This window comes from Methylotenera oryzisoli, assembly GCF_004661485.1.
In the GTDB taxonomy this organism is placed as follows: domain Bacteria; phylum Pseudomonadota; class Gammaproteobacteria; order Burkholderiales; family Methylophilaceae; genus Methylotenera; species Methylotenera oryzisoli.
Genome location: NZ_PQVH01000008.1, coordinates 320,652 through 338,488 on the forward strand (window position 1 = coordinate 320,652; position 17,837 = coordinate 338,488).

16 protein-coding genes are annotated in these 17,837 nt (G+C 44.0%); all 16 read right to left on the reverse strand.

Features of this window, described 5'->3' with window-relative positions; genetic code table 11:
• Positions 1-33: 33 nt before the first annotated feature.
• Positions 34-1,269: a pyrroloquinoline quinone biosynthesis protein PqqE gene (gene pqqE, locus C3Y98_RS06235; RefSeq protein ID WP_135277295.1), complete on the reverse strand. Its 1,236-nt coding sequence runs from the start codon at positions 1,267-1,269 to the stop codon at positions 34-36.
• Between the two features lie 20 nt (positions 1,270-1,289).
• On the reverse strand, positions 1,290-1,574 hold the full coding sequence (pqqD, locus tag C3Y98_RS06240) for a pyrroloquinoline quinone biosynthesis peptide chaperone PqqD (protein WP_135277297.1): 285 nt from the start codon (positions 1,572-1,574) through the stop codon (positions 1,290-1,292).
• A gap of 8 nt (positions 1,575-1,582) precedes the next feature.
• Positions 1,583-2,347, reverse strand: a complete 765-nt coding sequence (gene pqqC, locus C3Y98_RS06245; RefSeq protein ID WP_135277299.1) for a pyrroloquinoline-quinone synthase PqqC — start codon at positions 2,345-2,347, stop codon at positions 1,583-1,585.
• Between the two features lie 123 nt (positions 2,348-2,470).
• The gene (gene pqqB, locus C3Y98_RS06250; protein WP_135277301.1) at positions 2,471-3,388 is read right to left on the reverse strand and encodes a pyrroloquinoline quinone biosynthesis protein PqqB; all 918 of its coding nucleotides are present in this window, start codon (positions 3,386-3,388) and stop codon (positions 2,471-2,473) included.
• A 166-nt stretch (positions 3,389-3,554) separates the two neighbouring features.
• The gene (gene pqqA / locus C3Y98_RS12900) at positions 3,555-3,626 is read right to left on the reverse strand and encodes a pyrroloquinoline quinone precursor peptide PqqA (protein ID WP_012777389.1); all 72 of its coding nucleotides are present in this window, start codon (positions 3,624-3,626) and stop codon (positions 3,555-3,557) included.
• Between the two features lie 147 nt (positions 3,627-3,773).
• Positions 3,774-4,868: a histidinol-phosphate transaminase gene (hisC, locus tag C3Y98_RS06260; RefSeq protein WP_135277303.1), complete on the reverse strand. Its 1,095-nt coding sequence runs from the start codon at positions 4,866-4,868 to the stop codon at positions 3,774-3,776.
• A 199-nt stretch (positions 4,869-5,067) separates the two neighbouring features.
• Positions 5,068-6,165: a prephenate dehydratase gene (gene pheA / locus C3Y98_RS06265; RefSeq protein WP_135277305.1), complete on the reverse strand. Its 1,098-nt coding sequence runs from the start codon at positions 6,163-6,165 to the stop codon at positions 5,068-5,070.
• Position 6,166: 1 nt separating this feature from the next.
• Positions 6,167-7,243: a 3-phosphoserine/phosphohydroxythreonine transaminase gene (gene serC, locus C3Y98_RS06270; RefSeq protein ID WP_135277307.1), complete on the reverse strand. Its 1,077-nt coding sequence runs from the start codon at positions 7,241-7,243 to the stop codon at positions 6,167-6,169.
• A 127-nt stretch (positions 7,244-7,370) separates the two neighbouring features.
• The gene (gene gyrA / locus C3Y98_RS06275) at positions 7,371-9,959 is read right to left on the reverse strand and encodes a DNA gyrase subunit A (RefSeq protein WP_135277309.1); all 2,589 of its coding nucleotides are present in this window, start codon (positions 9,957-9,959) and stop codon (positions 7,371-7,373) included.
• A 346-nt stretch (positions 9,960-10,305) separates the two neighbouring features.
• A complete protein-coding gene (locus tag C3Y98_RS06280; RefSeq protein WP_135277311.1) occupies positions 10,306-11,079 on the reverse strand; it encodes an oxygen-binding di-iron domain-containing protein in 774 nt (257 codons plus the stop codon).
• Positions 11,080-11,234: 155 nt separating this feature from the next.
• Complete coding sequence (locus tag C3Y98_RS06285) at positions 11,235-12,425, reverse strand: O-succinylhomoserine sulfhydrylase (RefSeq protein WP_135277761.1); 1,191 nt, start codon at positions 12,423-12,425, stop codon at positions 11,235-11,237.
• A gap of 221 nt (positions 12,426-12,646) precedes the next feature.
• The gene (gene purF, locus C3Y98_RS06290) at positions 12,647-14,191 is read right to left on the reverse strand and encodes an amidophosphoribosyltransferase (RefSeq protein WP_135277313.1); all 1,545 of its coding nucleotides are present in this window, start codon (positions 14,189-14,191) and stop codon (positions 12,647-12,649) included.
• Positions 14,192-14,220: 29 nt separating this feature from the next.
• Positions 14,221-14,712, reverse strand: a complete 492-nt coding sequence (locus C3Y98_RS06295) for a CvpA family protein (RefSeq protein ID WP_135277315.1) — start codon at positions 14,710-14,712, stop codon at positions 14,221-14,223.
• A gap of 60 nt (positions 14,713-14,772) precedes the next feature.
• Positions 14,773-15,519, reverse strand: coding sequence for an SPOR domain-containing protein (locus C3Y98_RS06300; RefSeq protein ID WP_135277317.1), 747 nt, complete (start codon positions 15,517-15,519; stop codon positions 14,773-14,775).
• Positions 15,519-16,895, reverse strand: coding sequence for a bifunctional tetrahydrofolate synthase/dihydrofolate synthase (gene folC, locus C3Y98_RS06305; protein ID WP_135277319.1), 1,377 nt, complete (start codon positions 16,893-16,895; stop codon positions 15,519-15,521). The genes C3Y98_RS06300 and folC overlap by 1 nt, the downstream gene beginning before the upstream one ends.
• A gap of 70 nt (positions 16,896-16,965) precedes the next feature.
• Entirely contained in the window at positions 16,966-17,829 is an 864-nt protein-coding gene (accD, locus tag C3Y98_RS06310; protein ID WP_135277321.1) for an acetyl-CoA carboxylase, carboxyltransferase subunit beta, read from the reverse strand.
• Between the last annotated feature and the right edge of the window lie 8 nt (positions 17,830-17,837).

Here is a 17,837-nt window from a genome sequence, read left to right on the forward strand (position 1 = left end):
TGCGAGACTCAAAACCAACGACTGCCTCAATAATTAAGGCAAGGCATGGAACTCATTTACTCGCTCCTTAAGCTCACCAGCGATGATTCTTTTAGAGTTTTTGTCATTTCTAAACACTATAGGCTGTGCTGCAATAGTCGGATTTCTTGAATCAAGTATCGCCTGCTCTATGAGATGATGATGCGGCGATTTACTGCAAACTGGGTCGGCAGCCTCAGCATCGCCAGTAAGCAGGAATGTTTGGCAACGACAGCCCCCTAAATCTTTTTCTTTCTCGTCGCATGTACGGCACGGTTCTTTCATCCAGCTATCACCGCGATACTTGTTAAATGCCGGGGAGTCTTTCCAACTCCAACCTAGGTCTGTATCTTTAACATTTGGAAATTGCATGTTAGGTAATACACGTGCTGAGTGACACGGCAACACATCGCCATTAGCTGTCACAATCATAAATACCTCACCCCAGCCATTCATACATTTTTTAGGGCGGTCAGAGAAGTAATCAGGCACCACAAAGAAAATCTTCATCTTGCTACCAGACTTTTCTCTAAATTCGTTAGTGATTCTTTCCGCCTCTTCTACCTGCTCTTTTGTCGGCATTAATTGGCTGCGATTTACCAAAGACCAACCATAATATTGTGTGTTGGCGAGCTCGATATACTCTGCACCGAGAGCATCAGCCATCTCTAGAATTTCTTTCATGTGACCAATGTTGTAGCGATGAATCACAACATTCAGCACCATTGGATAGCCATGACTTTTAATCATCGCTGCAACTTTTTTCTTAAGCTCAAAAGTTTTAGTATTGGTAATAAAGTTATTAATTTCTTCAGTAATATCATGCATTGATAACTGAATATGGTCTAAACCTCCCTCTTTAAACGCCTGAATGCGTTTTTCTGTGAGGCCAACACCTGAGGTAATTAAATTACTGTAATAACCAAGCTTTCTGGCTTCAACAACGATATCTTCAATATCATCACGCAATAAAGGCTCACCGCCGGAAATACCCAACTGTATCGCGCCTAATTTACGCGCATCACGTAGCGCCTGTATCCATTGCTCGGTAGTTAATTCATTTTGCGTATGCTTGTCATAATCGGTAGGGTTATAGCAAAATGCACAATGCAAGGGACAACGATACGTCACCTCAGCCAGCAGCCATAAGGGCTGTGTTTGTGTAACACTGGCTGCAACACCATTATTTTGAGTTTGAGTGGCATGAATGGTCTTTTGAACCACTGACTCACCTAAAGACGCTTGTGTCATTTTGCTACTCCTAAATTTATCTAAGCTTTACGTATCCAAGCTTTACTTAACGCAAGCTCAAACATGCCAATAATATCTTTTTCGATGTTTTCAGCATCTGGAAATGCGGCTTTCAAATCAGCGATTACGTCACCCACGGTTGCTTTACCATCTAGACGTTTAATCACCTCACCTGCACCACCATGTAGTTTGACCATGCCTTCTGGAAAAAGTATCACATAGCTGCTTTGTGCTTCTTCCCACTGAAAGCGGTGATGAAGTGAAAGTGTGTAAATATCACTGTTTTCTATCTTGTTATCCATCATCTACCTTCTTAGCTAACGTTCATCACCGGTTGACGCAAGTAATCCCGACCTTCAACCTTAATGTCAGTTGATTGCAACATAATCGCATCAGCCATGACCCATAATACATCCAATTTAAATTGCAAGATGTCTAATGCACGCATTTGCATTTCACGGCTTTGGCTGAAGTAATCTAATGTCACTTCCAAACCTTGCTCAACGTCACGGCGTGCCTGAGTCAATCTGTTTTTAAAATATTGCATACCTTCTGCATTGATCCATGGATACATCTCAGGCCAAGAGTCTATACGCTGTTGGTGAATGTGCGGAGCAAACAGTTCAGTCAAACTCGAGCAAACAGACTCTTGCCATGGGCGCTGTTTTGCAAAGTTAATGTATGCATCTACAGCAAACTTAGTACCAGGAGCAACCAGTTTCAATGAGGTTACCTCTTCACGGCTTAAACCTACGGCTGCGCCCAAGTGAATCCAAGCTTCAATACCACCTTCACCACCTTCTGCAATTTGGCCGCTACCATCATGGTCAAAAATACGTTGGATCCAGCCGCGACGTAATTCACGATCTGGGCAGTTTGATAAAATTGCCGCATCTTTCATCGGAATCGCAATTTGATAGTAATAGCGATTTGCAACCCATGCCTGCATTTGTTGCTGTGTGAGTTTTCCCTCATACATCAACACGTGAATTGGATGGTAGATATGATAACCCTTACCTTTTTCACGTAATTTAGCTTCAAACTCTTCTTTAGACCAGGGTGCCAACTTTTCAGCCATTTTTTTCTCCAAATATTTAAAGTGATTTATCCAATTAAACGCTTTTACTTTAGACTCTTATCAGCAAATGCTGCTTCAAAGCCTATTTTCTCGTGCATAAAAGCGTCTAAGCACTTTGTATTCTTACAAAATAATATCCATGCCATCATAAGCCACTTCAATTTTGTGTTCGTTCAACACAGCGCGCTCGGCAGAATCTTCACGTAAAATCGGGTTGGTGTTGTTGATATGAATCAACACTTTTCTTACATCACCAAATTTATCTAGCTCTTCAATCATGCCATTTGGGCCAGACTGAGGGTTATGACCAATACTGCGTGCGGTCTTAGTCATTAAACCCAAGTCCAACATTTCTGTATCTGTCCAGAAGGTACCATCCACCATAATGCAATCAGCCTGACTCATTAATGCAGGTAGATGTGGCTCAATTTCACCTAAACCCGGTGAATACCAACATTTTTTGCCTGAGCTAATCTCTTCAATCAATACACCAATCGTATCGCCAGGATGCGGGTCATTACGATGTGGTGAATAAGGAGGCGCCGCACTCTTTAGTGCAACTGCGGTGAATTTTAAGTTAGGGACATTTGGGATGGTGAAGCTAGTTTTACCATCAATCGGTACATTGTGATGATTAACGCCACAATAATGGTTTAGTATATTTAGGATCTGATTACCTGAAGTTAAGTCCTCATACACCATATCTGTACAGTAAATCTCACGTTTAACTTTACCCTCACGCAACATAAACAGGCCTGTGGTATGGTCAATTTGCGCATCGATCAGCACAATCGCCTGAATGCCACTATCCCGCACAGCACGGCCTGGCTGCAACGGGGCAAAGTCTTGAATCTGCTGCAACACATCTGGAGAAGCATTAAACAGTACCCAATTTACGCCATCACCACTTACGCAAATTGATGACTGTGTACGCTTGGTTGCTTTGATTGTGCCTTTACGTAAACCATCACAGTTAAAACAATTACAATTCCACTGTGGAAAACCACCCCCAGCACCAGCGCCTAATACATGTATATGCATGAATCTCTACATTTCTATTTAAGTTAAACTTCAATCACTAAAAAGTGTGCTTTATTAAGCACCGCGATTTTTTTGTAAAAAAACGATGATAGCTTTATCTGGAATCATTTTTTTACAAAAAAAGGCTGTCTCTCGGCAGCCTTTTTTAATATTACGTGAACAATAATTACTTGTTCATTACGTACATTGTTACTTCAAAGCCAAAACGCATTTCAGTAGCTGCTGGTGTTGTCCACATAATCTTATCCTTTTAAATTTAGTTGATTTCGTTACGCGCTTATTGCTGTAACGTGAGAAGCATTCTGCGCCCTAATTTATATGTACAACACTGCAAACTTACCCAATATCTACTAAGTAAATTCATGATGCGTAGGCGCTTATTTGCTTAGGGCTTCATTATGCGGGTTAATACCTCTAAAAACTTCGCATTCTCAGAGAACAGACCAATGCTCACTCGCAGATACTCAGGCATTTCGTAGTTAGCAACAGGCCTCACTATCACGCCCTGCTGTAACAGTTTTTGATTAATAGCGGCAGCATCGCCTACTTTGACACTAATGAAATTTGCAAATGATGGAATATAAGTCAAGCCTAGCTGTTCAAAGCCATGCTTTAACTGTGCCATACCAGCTTGATTCAATGCATAACTGCGCGCAACGAAATCATCATCAGCCAGTGAAGCAACCGCTGCGGCTTGCGCAATGCTATTCACATTAAAAGGCTGGCGCACTCGATTCATCATATCTGCAATTTTGGCATGGCATAAACCAAACCCGATGCGTAACCCAGCCAAACCGTAAGCTTTAGAGAAAGTACGCGAAATCACTAAGTTCTCAAACTCTTTTAGCCAGCCAATGGCTTGAGATTTATACTCAGCAGGCAAATATTCGTCGTATGCTTCATCCAGCACTACCAGCACATGCGGCGGCACTTGTTTCAAGAACGCATATAAAGCATCTTTAGCTAATAAAGTGCCCGTTGGGTTATTAGGATTGGCAATAAAAATCAAACTGGTTTTATCCGTCACAGCTGCCAGCATCGCTGCTAAATCGTGGCCGAAATCTTTAGCTGGTACCACTACCCCTTTAGCACCCATCGCTTGGGTGACTAATGGATAAACTGCAAATGCATGTTGGGAGTAAATAACCTCACTATCGCTACTCAAATAAGCACGTGCCACCAACTCTAAAATATCATTAGAGCCATTGCCAAACACAATCTGCTCGGGTGCAACACTAAACTTATTGCTTACGGCTTCACGCAAAGCAAAACTATTGCCATCTGGGTATCTGGCAATATCTAGAATTGCCTCTTGAATGGCATAGTCAGCTTTAGGGCTGATGCCTAACGGGTTTTCATTTGAAGCCAGTTTAACAATATCTTCAACGTTTAAATTCATTTCTCGCGCAAGCTCAGTGATCGGCTTTCCACCCTGATATGGTGCGATTTTTTGGATATGTTGAGGTGCTTGTATAGTCATGGTCTGATTAGATATTGAAAGTTAACAGTGAAGAAGATAAGAAAATAAAATCATTAACAAGTTGCAAGCGGTAATCTGCAACTTGCCATTTAATTAGCACGGTCATTACATTTACTCACTAAAAGCTGCACATGCATGCATCGTGCAGCTTTCTGCATTAAATAAGCCACAAAAAGCATTTAATTGAAGTTAAGCAACCTTAAACAACGGCCAGCGGATAAGATCCTAAAAGCTTTAGATAAGAGGCTTTAGATGTGACTTCTTGTATCGCAGAAGCAACATTGGCATCTTGTACATGCCCTTCAATGTCCACATAGAATACATATTCCCACATACCACCTTTGGCTGGTCTGGATTCCAGCTTAGTCATGCTCACATTGTGCTTAGCCAATGGCTCCAATAACCCTAAAATTGCACCAGGTTGGTTCTTGGTTGCCGTGACAAAAGAAGTCTTATCTTGGCCCGATGGCGCCACATCATGCGCTGACAACACTAAAAAGCGCGTGGTGTTTTTAGGGTCATCTTCAATATTTTCAGCAAGAATATTTAAATTAAATAACTCCGCTGCACGCTTACTTGCAATTGCTGCAGCAAAAGTACCATCCGCTGCAATTAAATCGTGAATCATCTGTGCTGCACGTGCATTGCTAGTCACTGGTTCGCGCTCTGCTTTTGGCAGCATTTTATTTAGCCACTCATGGCACTGCGCTAAAGACTGCGAATGTGAAAATACGTGTGAAATCTGCTGTATATCGGTTTGCTTAGACAGTAAACAGTGATGAATTGGGATTGTGACTTCACCACAAATTCTAAGTGGGCTGCTCAATAGTAAATCTAAGGTTAAACCAACAGCACCTTCATTTGAGTTTTCTACAGGCACTACGCCATAATCAGCCTGACCAGACTCAACGGTACGAAAAACCTCGTCAATTGAGCCACACACCACCGCATGTTTGCCTTCACCAAACTGCTTAAGTGCAGCCTCTTCACTGTAAGTGCCAAGCGGGCCTAAAAAGGCCACGGTCAACTCTTTTTCCAATGCACGGCAGTTAGACATAATGCTACGGAAAATATTGGTGACAGCCTCAGCTGGCAATGGACCAGCATTTAAATCCATTAAACGTCTTAAGACCTGAGCCTCACGCTCCGGACGGTAAATCACCCCATCATCTTTAAGTTCGCCAATATGTCGTGCATGGCTCGCGCGCTCGTTGGCAAGCTTAAGGATTTGTTCATCAATCGCATCAATTTGGTCACGATGCTGCTTTAACAGGCTTGATAATTGTTCTTTAGACATATTAGTGCGCTTTTTCAAATTCCTGCATATAACTCACCAATGCTTGTACACCCTCAATTGGCATCGCGTTGTAAATTGACGCACGCATACCACCCACCATGCGATGTCCTTTTAACTGTAACAAGCCTTTGGCTTCAGCACCTTTTAAGAAAGCATCATTTAATGATTCATCCGCCAAGAAAAATGGAATATTCATGCGCGAACGATTATGCACAGCAACGTTATTGATGTAAAAGTCAGTGCTATCGATGTAATCATAGAGCAAATTGGCTTTTTGAATATTCACTTGCTCTATCGCGCTCACACCGCCTTGCGCTAGCAGCCACTCAAATACTAAGCCCGCAATATAAATACTATAGGTTGGCGGTGTATTGATCATTGATTGATTTTCAGATTGCGTTTTCCAGTTGAACACAGCTGGTGTCAATGGGGATGCACGATCCAATAAGTCTTCACGCACAATCACAATACATAACCCTGCTGGACCTATGTTTTTTTGTGCACCGCCGTAAATCACACCATATTTAGTCACATCAATCGGGCGCGACAGAATATGTGAAGACATATCAGCCACAATAGGCACGTCGCCAGCATCGGGCAAGCCATCAAACTCTACACCGTTGATCGTTTCATTGGTACAGATGTGCAGATAAGCTGCATTTTTATTGAGCTTCCAAGTTGAATACGCAGGCACATTAGTAAAGCCATCAGCCTCACTGCTGGCTACTAAATTGATTTTGCCATAGGCATTGGCATCTTCCACACTACGTTTGGACCATGCTCCAGTCACCACGTAATCGGCCTCACCACCATTGAGTAAATTCATTGGGATAATTGCATTTTCAGCAATCGCGCCACCTTGTAAAAACAGTACTTTATAGTTTTTCGGCACATCCAGCAGTTTACGTAAGTCAGCTTCTGTTTTAGCCAGAATACTGGTGAACTCCTTACCGCGATGTGACATTTCCATCACACTCATGCCTGAGCCGTGCCAATCTAGCATCTCGGCCTGCGCACGTTCTAAAACAGGCTTAGGTAACACTGCAGGACCTGCAGAAAAGTTATAAATTTTAGTCATCAATTAAGTTCTAAATCAAAAAAATATTATTGAAATTAAGTAGTTAATCTAATCAGCCAGATTAGGCACACACTAAGCCATATAGCAGCACTTGCACTCAATGCATTGCCATTAGCCTAGCTATGCGCTATTCGATTTCACCGCCAACTTCGATATCAGCTTCAGGTTCGCCATCTTCTTCGTCATCGGTTTCTACAATTTTCTCTATGCCTGAGAGTTTTTCACCCTCACCTAGATTGATCAAAGTAACACCTTGCGTTGCGCGGCCTAGCTCACGAATCTCACTTACACGGGTGCGAATCAACACGCCACCTGTGGTAATCAGCATAATTTCATCTTCATCGTTGACTAGTTTTGCTGCAACCACTAGACCGTTACGATCACTCACTGCAATCGCTTTCACCCCCTGCGTACCGCGGCCTGAGCGGCGGAAGTCTGCTAGCACGGTGCGTTTACCATAACCATTTTCAGTCGCCACCATCACTGTTTGCTGGTCATCCGAAGCAATCAATAGTGATAAAACTTGCTGACCTTCAGCAAGCTTCATACCGCGTACACCACGTGTGGCACGCCCCATTTCACGCACTTCATCTTCATCGAACCATACGGCTTTACCGCCATTAGATACGAGTACGACATCATTGCTGCCATTCGTGATTTCCGCACCGATTAAGTAATCACCTTCATCCAGATTAATCGCAATAATGCCTGATTTACGTGGGTTAGAGAATTCCGTCAGAGCTGTTTTCTTCACGGTACCCAGTGACGTTGCCATGAAAATAAAATGATTTTCATCAAAACTCTTCACAGAAAGAATCGCGTTGATTTTTTCGTTTTCTTCCAACGGGAACAAGTTAACAATAGGCTTACCACGGCTGGTACGGCTACCTTGCGGCACTTCATATACTTTAAGCCAATATACGCGGCCTCTATTTGAGAAGCATAAAATGTAATCGTGGGTATTCGCCACGAACATTTTATCGATAAAGTCATCCTCTTTCGTCGCAGCTGCCTGCTTGCCACGGCCACCACGTTTTTGTGCACGATATTCATCTAAAGGCTGAGATTTGATGTAGCCGGTATGTGACAAAGTCACCACAACGTCTTGCGGCGCAATCAAATCTTCTAATGATAAATCTTGCGCATTCTCAACGATTTCACTGCGGCGCTTATCGCCAAACTGCCTTCTGATTTCATTCAACTCATCTGTAATAATCGCAGTCACGCGAGCAGCAGTTGCTAGAATGTCTAACAAATCTGCAATCACATCCATGACTTCTTTGTATTCGTTAACAATTTTGTCTTGCTCAAGGCCAGTCAAACGTTGCAGACGCATTTGCAGAATTTCTTGCGCTTGCACATCGCTTAACTTGTAACCATCAGACGTCAGGCCAAAATTCACAGCCAAGCCTTCCGGACGTGCAGCTTCCATCGCCGCACGCTTTAACATCTCTTCAACCACAGGAGACTGCCAGGATTTAGCCATCAAGTCTTTTTTGGCTTCTGGTGGTGTTGGCGCAGCTTTAATGATGGCAATCATTTCATCTACGTTTGCCAAAGCAACTGCCAAACCTTCTAACACATGGCCGCGCTCACGTGCTTTACGCAACTCGAACACAGTCCTACGCGTAACAACTTCACGACGGTGGCGTAAAAATGCCTCCAGCATCTGTTTTAAATTAAGTAGACGCGGTTGACCATCTAACAAGGCCACCATATTCATACCAAAGGTGTCTTGCAACTGCGTTTGCTTATAAAGATTATTCAGCACAACATCAGGAATCTCGCCACGTTTTAGTTCAATCACTACGCGCATACCTGATTTATCAGACTCATCACGTAAATCAGAGATACCTTCGATTTTTTTCTCGTTCACAAGCTCAGCGATTTTCTCAATCAACGTCTTCTTGTTCACTTGGTAAGGCAGTTCATCAATAACAATGGACTGACGACCACCTTTGTCCATATCCTCAAAATGCGTGCGGCCACGCATCACAACACGACCACGCCCTGTACGGTAACCCTCTTTCACGCCAACCGTACCGTAAATAATACCCGCCGTTGGGAAGTCAGGCGCTGGTACTAATTCGATCAACTCTTCAACCGTAGTCTCTGGATTTTTAAGCAATGCAAAACAGGCATCCAACACTTCGTTCAGATTGTGTGGTGGGATATTCGTTGCCATACCCACAGCAATGCCTGAGCTACCGTTAATCAGCAGATTAGGAATGCGGGCTGGCATAATTAATGGCTCATGCTCAGAACCATCGTAGTTAGGGCCGAAATCTACAGTTTCTTTGTCAATATCAGCTAACAACTCATGTGCAATTTTAGCCATGCGGATTTCCGTATAACGCATCGCCGCCGCATTATCACCATCCACTGAGCCAAAGTTACCCTGACCATCTACCAGCATGTAGCGCAATGAGAAATCTTGTGCCATACGAACAATGGTGTCATAAACCGCAGTATCACCATGAGGGTGGTATTTACCGATCACATCACCAACGATACGTGCTGATTTTTTGTATGGCTTATTGTAATCGTTAGATAGCTCATGCATCGCGTATAAAACGCGTCTGTGCACAGGCTTCAAACCATCCCGAACATCAGGTAGCGCACGTCCTACGATTACGCTCATTGCGTAATCAAGGTAAGAGCGGCGCATCTCATCTTCTAGACTAATGGGGAGGGTTTCTTTAGCGAATTGATCCATATTTTGACTGTCTTATAATGGTTTTTATATGAGGCAAATTTTAGCATGATTAGCGCGCAAAATAACGCTTACAACCATACTTTTAACATAGTTTTTCAGCACTAAAAATGTGAGGGAAATCTTACTAGAAGTAAACAAGGCAACCAGCTTGAAAATAGCGTGCTTTGCGTGTATTAAGTGGCATGAACTGACGGCAAAACACTAGCAGTCAGCACTGTATCCACCTCTTGAGAGTTAAGTAGGCTTTAATGATTGCCGTAGCTTAATTATGCGTGATAATTTAGGATAAACTGGGGCGTGTTCTGGAAGTCATTTAGATATTAGGGCATCTGACACAATGCGCAATCTAAGGTACGATATAGTGATCTTGCGTCATTAAATCTACACCGCACTCAAGGTTCTCAACCCAATCAATAAAGCGATTGACCATCACCTTACCCACAAATGAGCGCCCATGCTGCGGCACGATGGACTCGATCTCTAGCTTACGCACCATTGCTGCCCACAAACGACAAGCCTTATTGGATGTCATGTATCGGCGGTGAAACGGCAACATCGTGGGTAAATGACTATCAAAATCGGTGACCGGCTCAACAGCAAGGTCATGGTGTACCAGCGATGCGCCTAAATCGCCTGAAAATAAAATCTTGCTGGTCACATCGTAAAACTGGAAATTACCTTCGGAATGAAGAAAATGTGCAGGTATTGCCTTGATGGTTGCACCGCCCAAAGTGATATTCATCCCACGGTCAGGAATACCAATAATGCGGTTTTTGGTATTCCCCACACTACAAAAATGCGGCAGAAATCGCTCCCAAATCGCAGGCGCCAGCACCTTGCACTCCGTGCCTACCAGCCACTTATTGATGGAGGCCACGATATCTGGATCCTGATGAGAGGCAAAAATATAATCCAGCTTGCGAAAGTGAAAATACTTCCCCATCCCCATGACCAGCGCACTGTAGGTCATATTACCACCTGGATCAATCAGCGCACCGTGACCGTTGTTCACAATTAAAAACTGATTGGACTGCACTGCCTCGTCTGATGAGTCAGTGTCTGATAAGTCGCTGAATTTCACACAAATGTGCTTACCGTCATTAAATAGTTCTGATGCCACGTTTCGCCAACCTTTAGCCCACAAATCAAAACTGCGCATCACTCACTAAAGTCACGATAGGCAGAATGTTAATTAAAAAAAAAGACAACCCTAGGGTTGTCTTTTTACCTCAATTAAACATTGCCGCTGCTGATATACATCAAACAGACAAGCATTTAGCTTGTTAACAGCGCTAAATCCGCTTTTAAATCCTCTATGTGCTCCAACCCCACTGCGATACGCACCAAACCATCACTAATCCCTGCAGCCGCACGAGCCTCAGGCGTTACGCGGCTATGCGTGGTAGTTGCTGGATGCGTAATCGTACTTTTTGCATCTCCTAAGTTCGCGGTAATTGATATCAATTGTGTAGAGTCAATTAACGCCCATGCCGACTCTTGAGCAGTTTTACCTGCACGTGGCTTAACCTCAAAGGTCACAATACCAGCACCGCTCAACTGCTGGCTCATGGCTAGCGCATGCTGTGGATGAGACTTCAGTCCAGGATAATGGACACGACTCACTTGCGGCTGCGCTTCCAGCCATGTGGCTAACGCTAAGGCATTTTTGGCATGCGCTTCCATACGCACATGCAACGTTTCCAAACCTTTTAAAAACACCCAGGCATTAAAAGCACTCATGGTCACGCCAGCCGTGCGCAAGAAAGCATAGACTGGTTCCATCAAGGTCTTAGGACCCAATACAGCGCCACCTAAGCACCTACCCTGCCCATCTATGTATTTTGTGGCGGAGTGAATCACGATATCGGCTCCTAATGCTAATGGGCGCTGAATTGCCGGGGTGCAAAAACAATTATCCACCACTAAGTGCGCGCCCGCCTGATGTGCAATGTCAGCCAACAGGCGAATATCGCATACCTCAGTTAATGGATTAGAGGGCGTTTCCACGAAGAACAATTTAGTTTTTGCCGTTGCTGCAGCCTGCCACTCACTCGCGTCAGTCAGCGAAACAAATGTCACATCCAGCCCCCAGCGCTTTAGAATATTGCCAAACAACTGTACGCTGGTGCCAAAGATACTGCGCGAAGCCACAACATGATCACCGGCAGAACACAAACCCATGACGCATGCCAAGATTGCAGACATACCACTAGAAGTTGCCACACACTGTTCAGCACCTTCTAAGGCTGCCAGTTTATTTTGGAACATGGTGACAGTAGGATTAGTGAAGCGCGAATAAATGTTACCGGGCTCCGTGCCACCAAATCGAGCTGCAGCTTGTGCTGCGCTTTCAAACCTAAAGCTAGAATTCAGGAACAAAGCCTCGGAGTTCTCTCCATAAGGCGTTGACTCGCTACCGGCACGCACACTAAGTGTTTCTGGGTGAAATTGTAAATTATTATTCATCATTACCTCTAAATTCTAAGGACATAAAAAAACCCGCTCAAGCATTGCGCTAAAACGGGTTCTTTTTTACTCGCTTTAGCTGTGTTTATAATGCGCCCGCAAGCTGAGTGTGGCCTTGATTAATGTTGGCAAACTCAAATCAGCGCAATTTCATGTTAGCCCTAAGTTTAAGCTCAGTCAAGCAATAAACATGGGCAACATTACGTGTCAGACCGTTTAAATTAAACGCCTTCCTCTACTTCAATGCCATTAGCGTTGATTAAATTCAAATCTAATTGCGTGCTTGAATTTGCCGGTTTAGCGTTTTTCTGGCCATCACCGCGCGCAGATTCGATTCTTGATAAATACGCCTCACTAATATCACCAGTGACATATTTACCATCGAAACATGAGCAATCAAACGCTTTGATATTTGGGTTGCTTAACTTGATACCATCCACTAGCGCATCAAGATCTTGGTAGATAAGCGCATCTGCACCGATTTCTTTACAGATTTCCTCATCACTACGGCCTGTGGCCAGCAACTCATCACGGCTAGGCATATCAATACCGTACACGTTAGGGAAACGTACTGGAGGTGCGGCTGAAGCAAAGTACACTTTAGTTGCGCCTGCATCGCGTGCCATCTGCACAATTTGCTGTGAAGTAGTACCACGGACGATAGAGTCATCTACCAGCAATACATTCTTGCCTTTAAACTCAATACCAATCGGATTGAGTTTTTGGCGTACTGATTTTTTACGCAAGGCTTGGCCAGGCATAATAAAAGTACGGCCAATGTAACGGTTTTTAATAAAGCCTTCGCGGTAATCCAAACCTAATGCCAAACCAACTTGCAGCGCACTAGGACGGCTAGTATCCGGAATTGGGATAACAACATCAATCTTTTTATCGGCCCATTCACGCTTGATTTTTTCAGCTAGGCTTTTACCCATATCCAAACGCGTTTGATACACTGACACGCCATCAATCACTGAGTCTGGACGTGCTAAGTACACGTACTCAAAAATACATGGGTTCAGTTTTGCTTCATCTGAACATTGACGTGAATAGAAGTTACCTTCCATATCGATAAATACTGCTTCACCAGGCTCTACATCACGCACAACCTCAAAGCCCAACACATCTAACGCCACGCTTTCTGAGGCTACGATGTATTCGGTACCTTTATCTGTTTCACTTTTGCCAATCACCAGCGGGCGAATACCGTTAGGATCACGGAATGCAAGTAAACCAAAGTTCGCAATCATCGCTACCACTGCATACGCACCCTTACAGCGCTTGTGAACACCAGCAACCGCATCAAATGCCATGTCAGTATTCAACACTGCGTTACGTGATGTTTTTTCAATTTCATGCGCAAGCACGTTCAGTAACACTTCTGAGTCTGAACTAGTATTGATATGACGTAAATCCTGACGGAACATCTCAGATTTTAATTGCTCGGAATTGGTAAGATTACCGTTATGACCCAGCACAATACCAAATGGAGAATTCACATAAAACGGCTGTGCTTCAGCAGCATTAGATGAGCCTGCTGTTGGATAACGTACATGGGCAATACCAGCATTGCCAACTAGGCTACGCATATGACGAGTTTGAAATACGTCTTTCACTAGCCCGTTATTTTTATGCATAAAGAAAGTATTACCGTCACAGGTCACAATGCCTGCGGCATCTTGTCCTCTATGCTGAAGCACCAGTAACCCATCATATAACAACTGGTTAACCGGGTTCTTACCAACAATCCCTATAATTCCACACATGTATCGAGCCTTCTATATAAATAATAATTCTAGTCGTATTTAACGTGCTTCGCGATGCTCTCAGGCATCCAAGGCAACAAGTTAACTACCAGCGCCTCTATGGGTGCGCTAAACATTGCATTGCGCCATCTAGGGTCTTTAGGGATATCCGTTAGCCCGGCCAGAAAGACAATGACACACACAATGAGTAATCCTCGGGCGACACCAAACAAAGCCCCTAAAAATCGATTTAACCAGCCTAGGCCGGCTTTTTTAAAAATTGCAGATAACGCAATGCCAAGCAATGTAGCAAGCAGCAAGGTTGCCAAGAACAGTACTAAAAAGGCGGCTAGCACTCGCAGTGCGTCGTTAGGGATATCCACAGGCATCATCGGAAGCAATTGGTTGGTGTAAGTAACGCCAACGTAAAATGCTGCGACCAAGCCAACAATTGCGAGCACTTCTCTAATCATGCCACGCATAACACTTAATATTACTGACAAGCCTATTATGATTAATACAATGTAGTCAAAAATCGTCATTTCAAGTCTCTACCAACTTTATTAAAACACATCGCCGTTAAGAGGGATCGCTGCATCAGATTAATCATTACTGATAACGATACCAGACAGCCCGATCTCTTTTATCTTTACTAATGCGTTCATTGCGTCCTGACGAGATGTGAATTTACCAGCTTTAAGGCGTAGCGCATCACCTTTCGGGGTGGTCGCTTTTTCGGTTGTGGTTGCAAATCCAGCCTGCTTAAGCTGCTCTTGTAAGCGCTTTACATTAGCAGCATCAGAATACACGCCAACCTGCACAGTAAAGTTGGATACGGATTTTGGTGCTGACTTTTCTTCAACGGCTTTAGGCTGGGCTGTATTGGTTTCAACAACAGCTTTTTCCACAGGCTTCACAGCTTTTACCGGCTCAGGCTTTTGAACCTCAGCTTTAACCGCTGCAACTGCCTCAGTTTTCGCTTCGGCCGCTTTGGCTAAAGACTTTCTACGCTCAAGTTCTTTTGCTTCTGCCTCTTTTATCGCTGCAATATTTTCCACATTAGGTGTGTCAATCAGCTCGGTTTCTGCCGGACTTTGAGGCTCAGTTACAGCTTGCTCAATCACTGGCTGAGTCGGCACCGGAGGTTCATTCGGCTCAGAAGTTTGCTCATGCTTAACTTCAGGCATTGTAATTTTGATAGACTCTGGCTTGGTGAGCGCAGAACGGTCTTGCAGTATCTGCGGCAAGATAATGATCATCAACAGCACGAGTGCAACCGCACCCACTAAGCGCCTACGCGCTCTTTTTTTAAGTATTAATGCTTGATCCACTTGTAAATCTACGGACATCACTGCTTCCTTAAGGGGGTGTTTACATGTTCGTTTAAATATTGCATGACACTAGAAACCGTGAAAAACGAACCGAACGCCACGATTTTATCATTTTCGCGCTGTTCTATACAGCTTTCTCTATCCATATAAGCCTGAGCATACGCATCTGCCAAACTAGCAAAAATTTTGACCGATGCATCCGGTATGACTTCATTGATTGCTGCCACCAAGGCAGCAACACTGGCACCTCTGACATGCTCAATCGGGGCCACATACCAAGTGTCAATTTCATGCTTTAACGCTTCAACCACACCCTTTACATCTTTATCAGCCAACATAGAGAAGACAGAAAGAATGTTAACAGGCACTCCACCTTCGTTACTGGCAGCTAATTTAAGGGCTTTCAAATTTTCCGCTAAGGCCAATGCCGCATGCGGATTATGTGCAACATCTAATATTAACCATGGGAAACGCGCATCTGTATAAAATCTCCCCATCAGTTTAATCTCTTGCATGGCTTTTACAATAGATTCCACTGCAACTGGCAATACTGACTGCAACGCAGTAACTGCGGTTACTGCGCATGCTGCATTATTTAACTGATATTGACCTTTTAAGGCTGGGATAGGTAAATGGTACATGCGCTGCTGGTTGCTTAAGTAATACCAGCCTGAATCTGCCAACTCGTAGCCAAAGTCATGCTGTATACACTTTAAGTCAGCATTCACCTCTTTAGCATAGGCAATTAAAGTGCTGGGGGGATTTACATCTCCACAAATAGCGGGGATTAACGAGCGATACACACCAGCTTTTTCAAAGCCAATCAGCTCACGCGTATCTCCCAAAAGATCTTGATGATCTAGATCTACATTGGTGACTACTGTGCAATCTGGCTCAAAAGCATTGACCGCATCCAACCTGCCGCCCAGCCCAATTTCCAGTATGGCAACATCAACACCTGCCTGCACAAAGTGCCACACAGCGGCGAGCGTGCCAATTTCAAAATACGTGAGTGATATTGCACCGCCCTGATCTGCTGAGCCCTGCCTTGCCTCCTCAACAGCTGAAAATGCAGCACATAAGGCCGCATCGCTCGCCTCTTGGCCATTAACCTGAACGCGCTCGTTATAACGTAGGATATGCGGAGATGTATAGCAAGCCACACGATATCCTGCATGCTGGTAAATTTGAGACAACATAGTGCATGTTGAACCCTTACCGTTAGTGCCGGCTACCGTAATAATCTTGAATGTTGGCTTTAGCGCTAATCTATCAGCAACTTTCTTAATACGCCCCAATCCCATTTCGATGGCACTGGGGTGTAATTGCTCAATATATGTTAGCCAAGCTGATAAATCTTTGGGTGATGCCGCCTGTAAAAAGCCATTAGACATGCAAAAAGCCTTTATGCATTTAAAGTCAGCCCCAAAAAAGTAACCTCTAAATATATAGAAAAATCAAATACTAAGCGACTGCTGGCAAACGCATCAAATTAGCCAAAAGCGAAGCTAATCGATTGCGCATTTCGCGACGATCAATAATCAAATCGATTGCCCCGTGCTCCAGCAAAAACTCTGCGCGCTGAAAACCGTCCGGCAATGTCTCACGCACAGTTTGCTCAATCACTCGAGGGCCAGCAAAACCAATCAATGCCTGTGGTTCAGCCACAATCACATCACCCAACATAGCAAAACTGGCAGAAACACCACCCATTGTTGGGTCAGTTAATACAGAAATATATGGCAAACCGGCTTTACTTAACTGTGTTAACGCAGCGCTGGTCTTAGCCATTTGCATAAGCGACAGTAAACCTTCTTGCATACGTGCACCGCCACTGGCAGAAATACAAATAAATGCCATTTTGTTATCAATTGCAGTTTGTACGCCTCGCGCGAAACGCTCGCCAACCACTGAGCCCATGGAACCACCCATGAACTTAAACTCAAAAACCGCCACTACTGCAGGAACAGACTTAATACTGCCCTGCATCACGATTAATGCATCTTTTTCATTGACAGATTTTTGTGATTCTTTGATACGTTCGGCGTAGCTTTTGCTATCTTTGAATTTTAACGGGTCGATTGGCTGCACATTAGCACCAATTTCAAACTGACCTTCAGCATCTAGTAGTTGCGCTAAACGTGCGCGGGCACCAATACGGTTGTGGTAGCCACACTTAGGACAAACCTCTGCGTTGTCTTCTAAATCTTTACGGTAGAGTACAGATTGGCATGATGAGCACTTACTCCAAAGCCCTTCTGGTACTGTTTTCTTATCAGCACCAACTACTCGTTGAATCTTTTGCGGTAATTTATTTAACCAACCCATTGCATATT

Bases quoted from the DNA above. Each gene is read 5' to 3' on its own strand.
- gyrA (WP_135277309.1), bottom strand. From the start codon at position 9,959: ATGGATCAATTCGCTAAAGAAACCCTCCCCATTAGTCTAGAAGATGAG.
- C3Y98_RS06295 (WP_135277315.1), bottom strand. From the start codon at position 14,712: ATGACGATTTTTGACTACATTGTATTAATCATAATAGGCTTGTCAGTA.
- pqqD (WP_135277297.1), bottom strand. From the start codon at position 1,574: ATGATGGATAACAAGATAGAAAACAGTGATATTTACACACTTTCACTT.
- pqqC (WP_135277299.1), bottom strand. From the start codon at position 2,347: ATGGCTGAAAAGTTGGCACCCTGGTCTAAAGAAGAGTTTGAAGCTAAA.
- accD (WP_135277321.1), bottom strand. From the start codon at position 17,829: ATGGGTTGGTTAAATAAATTACCGCAAAAGATTCAACGAGTAGTTGGT.
- C3Y98_RS06285 (WP_135277761.1), bottom strand. From the start codon at position 12,425: ATGAATAATAATTTACAATTTCACCCAGAAACACTTAGTGTGCGTGCC.
- folC (WP_135277319.1), bottom strand. From the start codon at position 16,895: ATGTCTAATGGCTTTTTACAGGCGGCATCACCCAAAGATTTATCAGCT.
- purF (WP_135277313.1), bottom strand. From the start codon at position 14,191: ATGTGTGGAATTATAGGGATTGTTGGTAAGAACCCGGTTAACCAGTTG.
- serC (WP_135277307.1), bottom strand. From the start codon at position 7,243: ATGACTAAAATTTATAACTTTTCTGCAGGTCCTGCAGTGTTACCTAAG.
- pqqB (WP_135277301.1), bottom strand. From the start codon at position 3,388: ATGCATATACATGTATTAGGCGCTGGTGCTGGGGGTGGTTTTCCACAG.
- hisC (WP_135277303.1), bottom strand. From the start codon at position 4,868: ATGACTATACAAGCACCTCAACATATCCAAAAAATCGCACCATATCAG.
- C3Y98_RS06300 (WP_135277317.1), bottom strand. From the start codon at position 15,519: ATGTCCGTAGATTTACAAGTGGATCAAGCATTAATACTTAAAAAAAGA.
- pqqE (WP_135277295.1), bottom strand. From the start codon at position 1,269: ATGACACAAGCGTCTTTAGGTGAGTCAGTGGTTCAAAAGACCATTCAT.
- pheA (WP_135277305.1), bottom strand. From the start codon at position 6,165: ATGTCTAAAGAACAATTATCAAGCCTGTTAAAGCAGCATCGTGACCAA.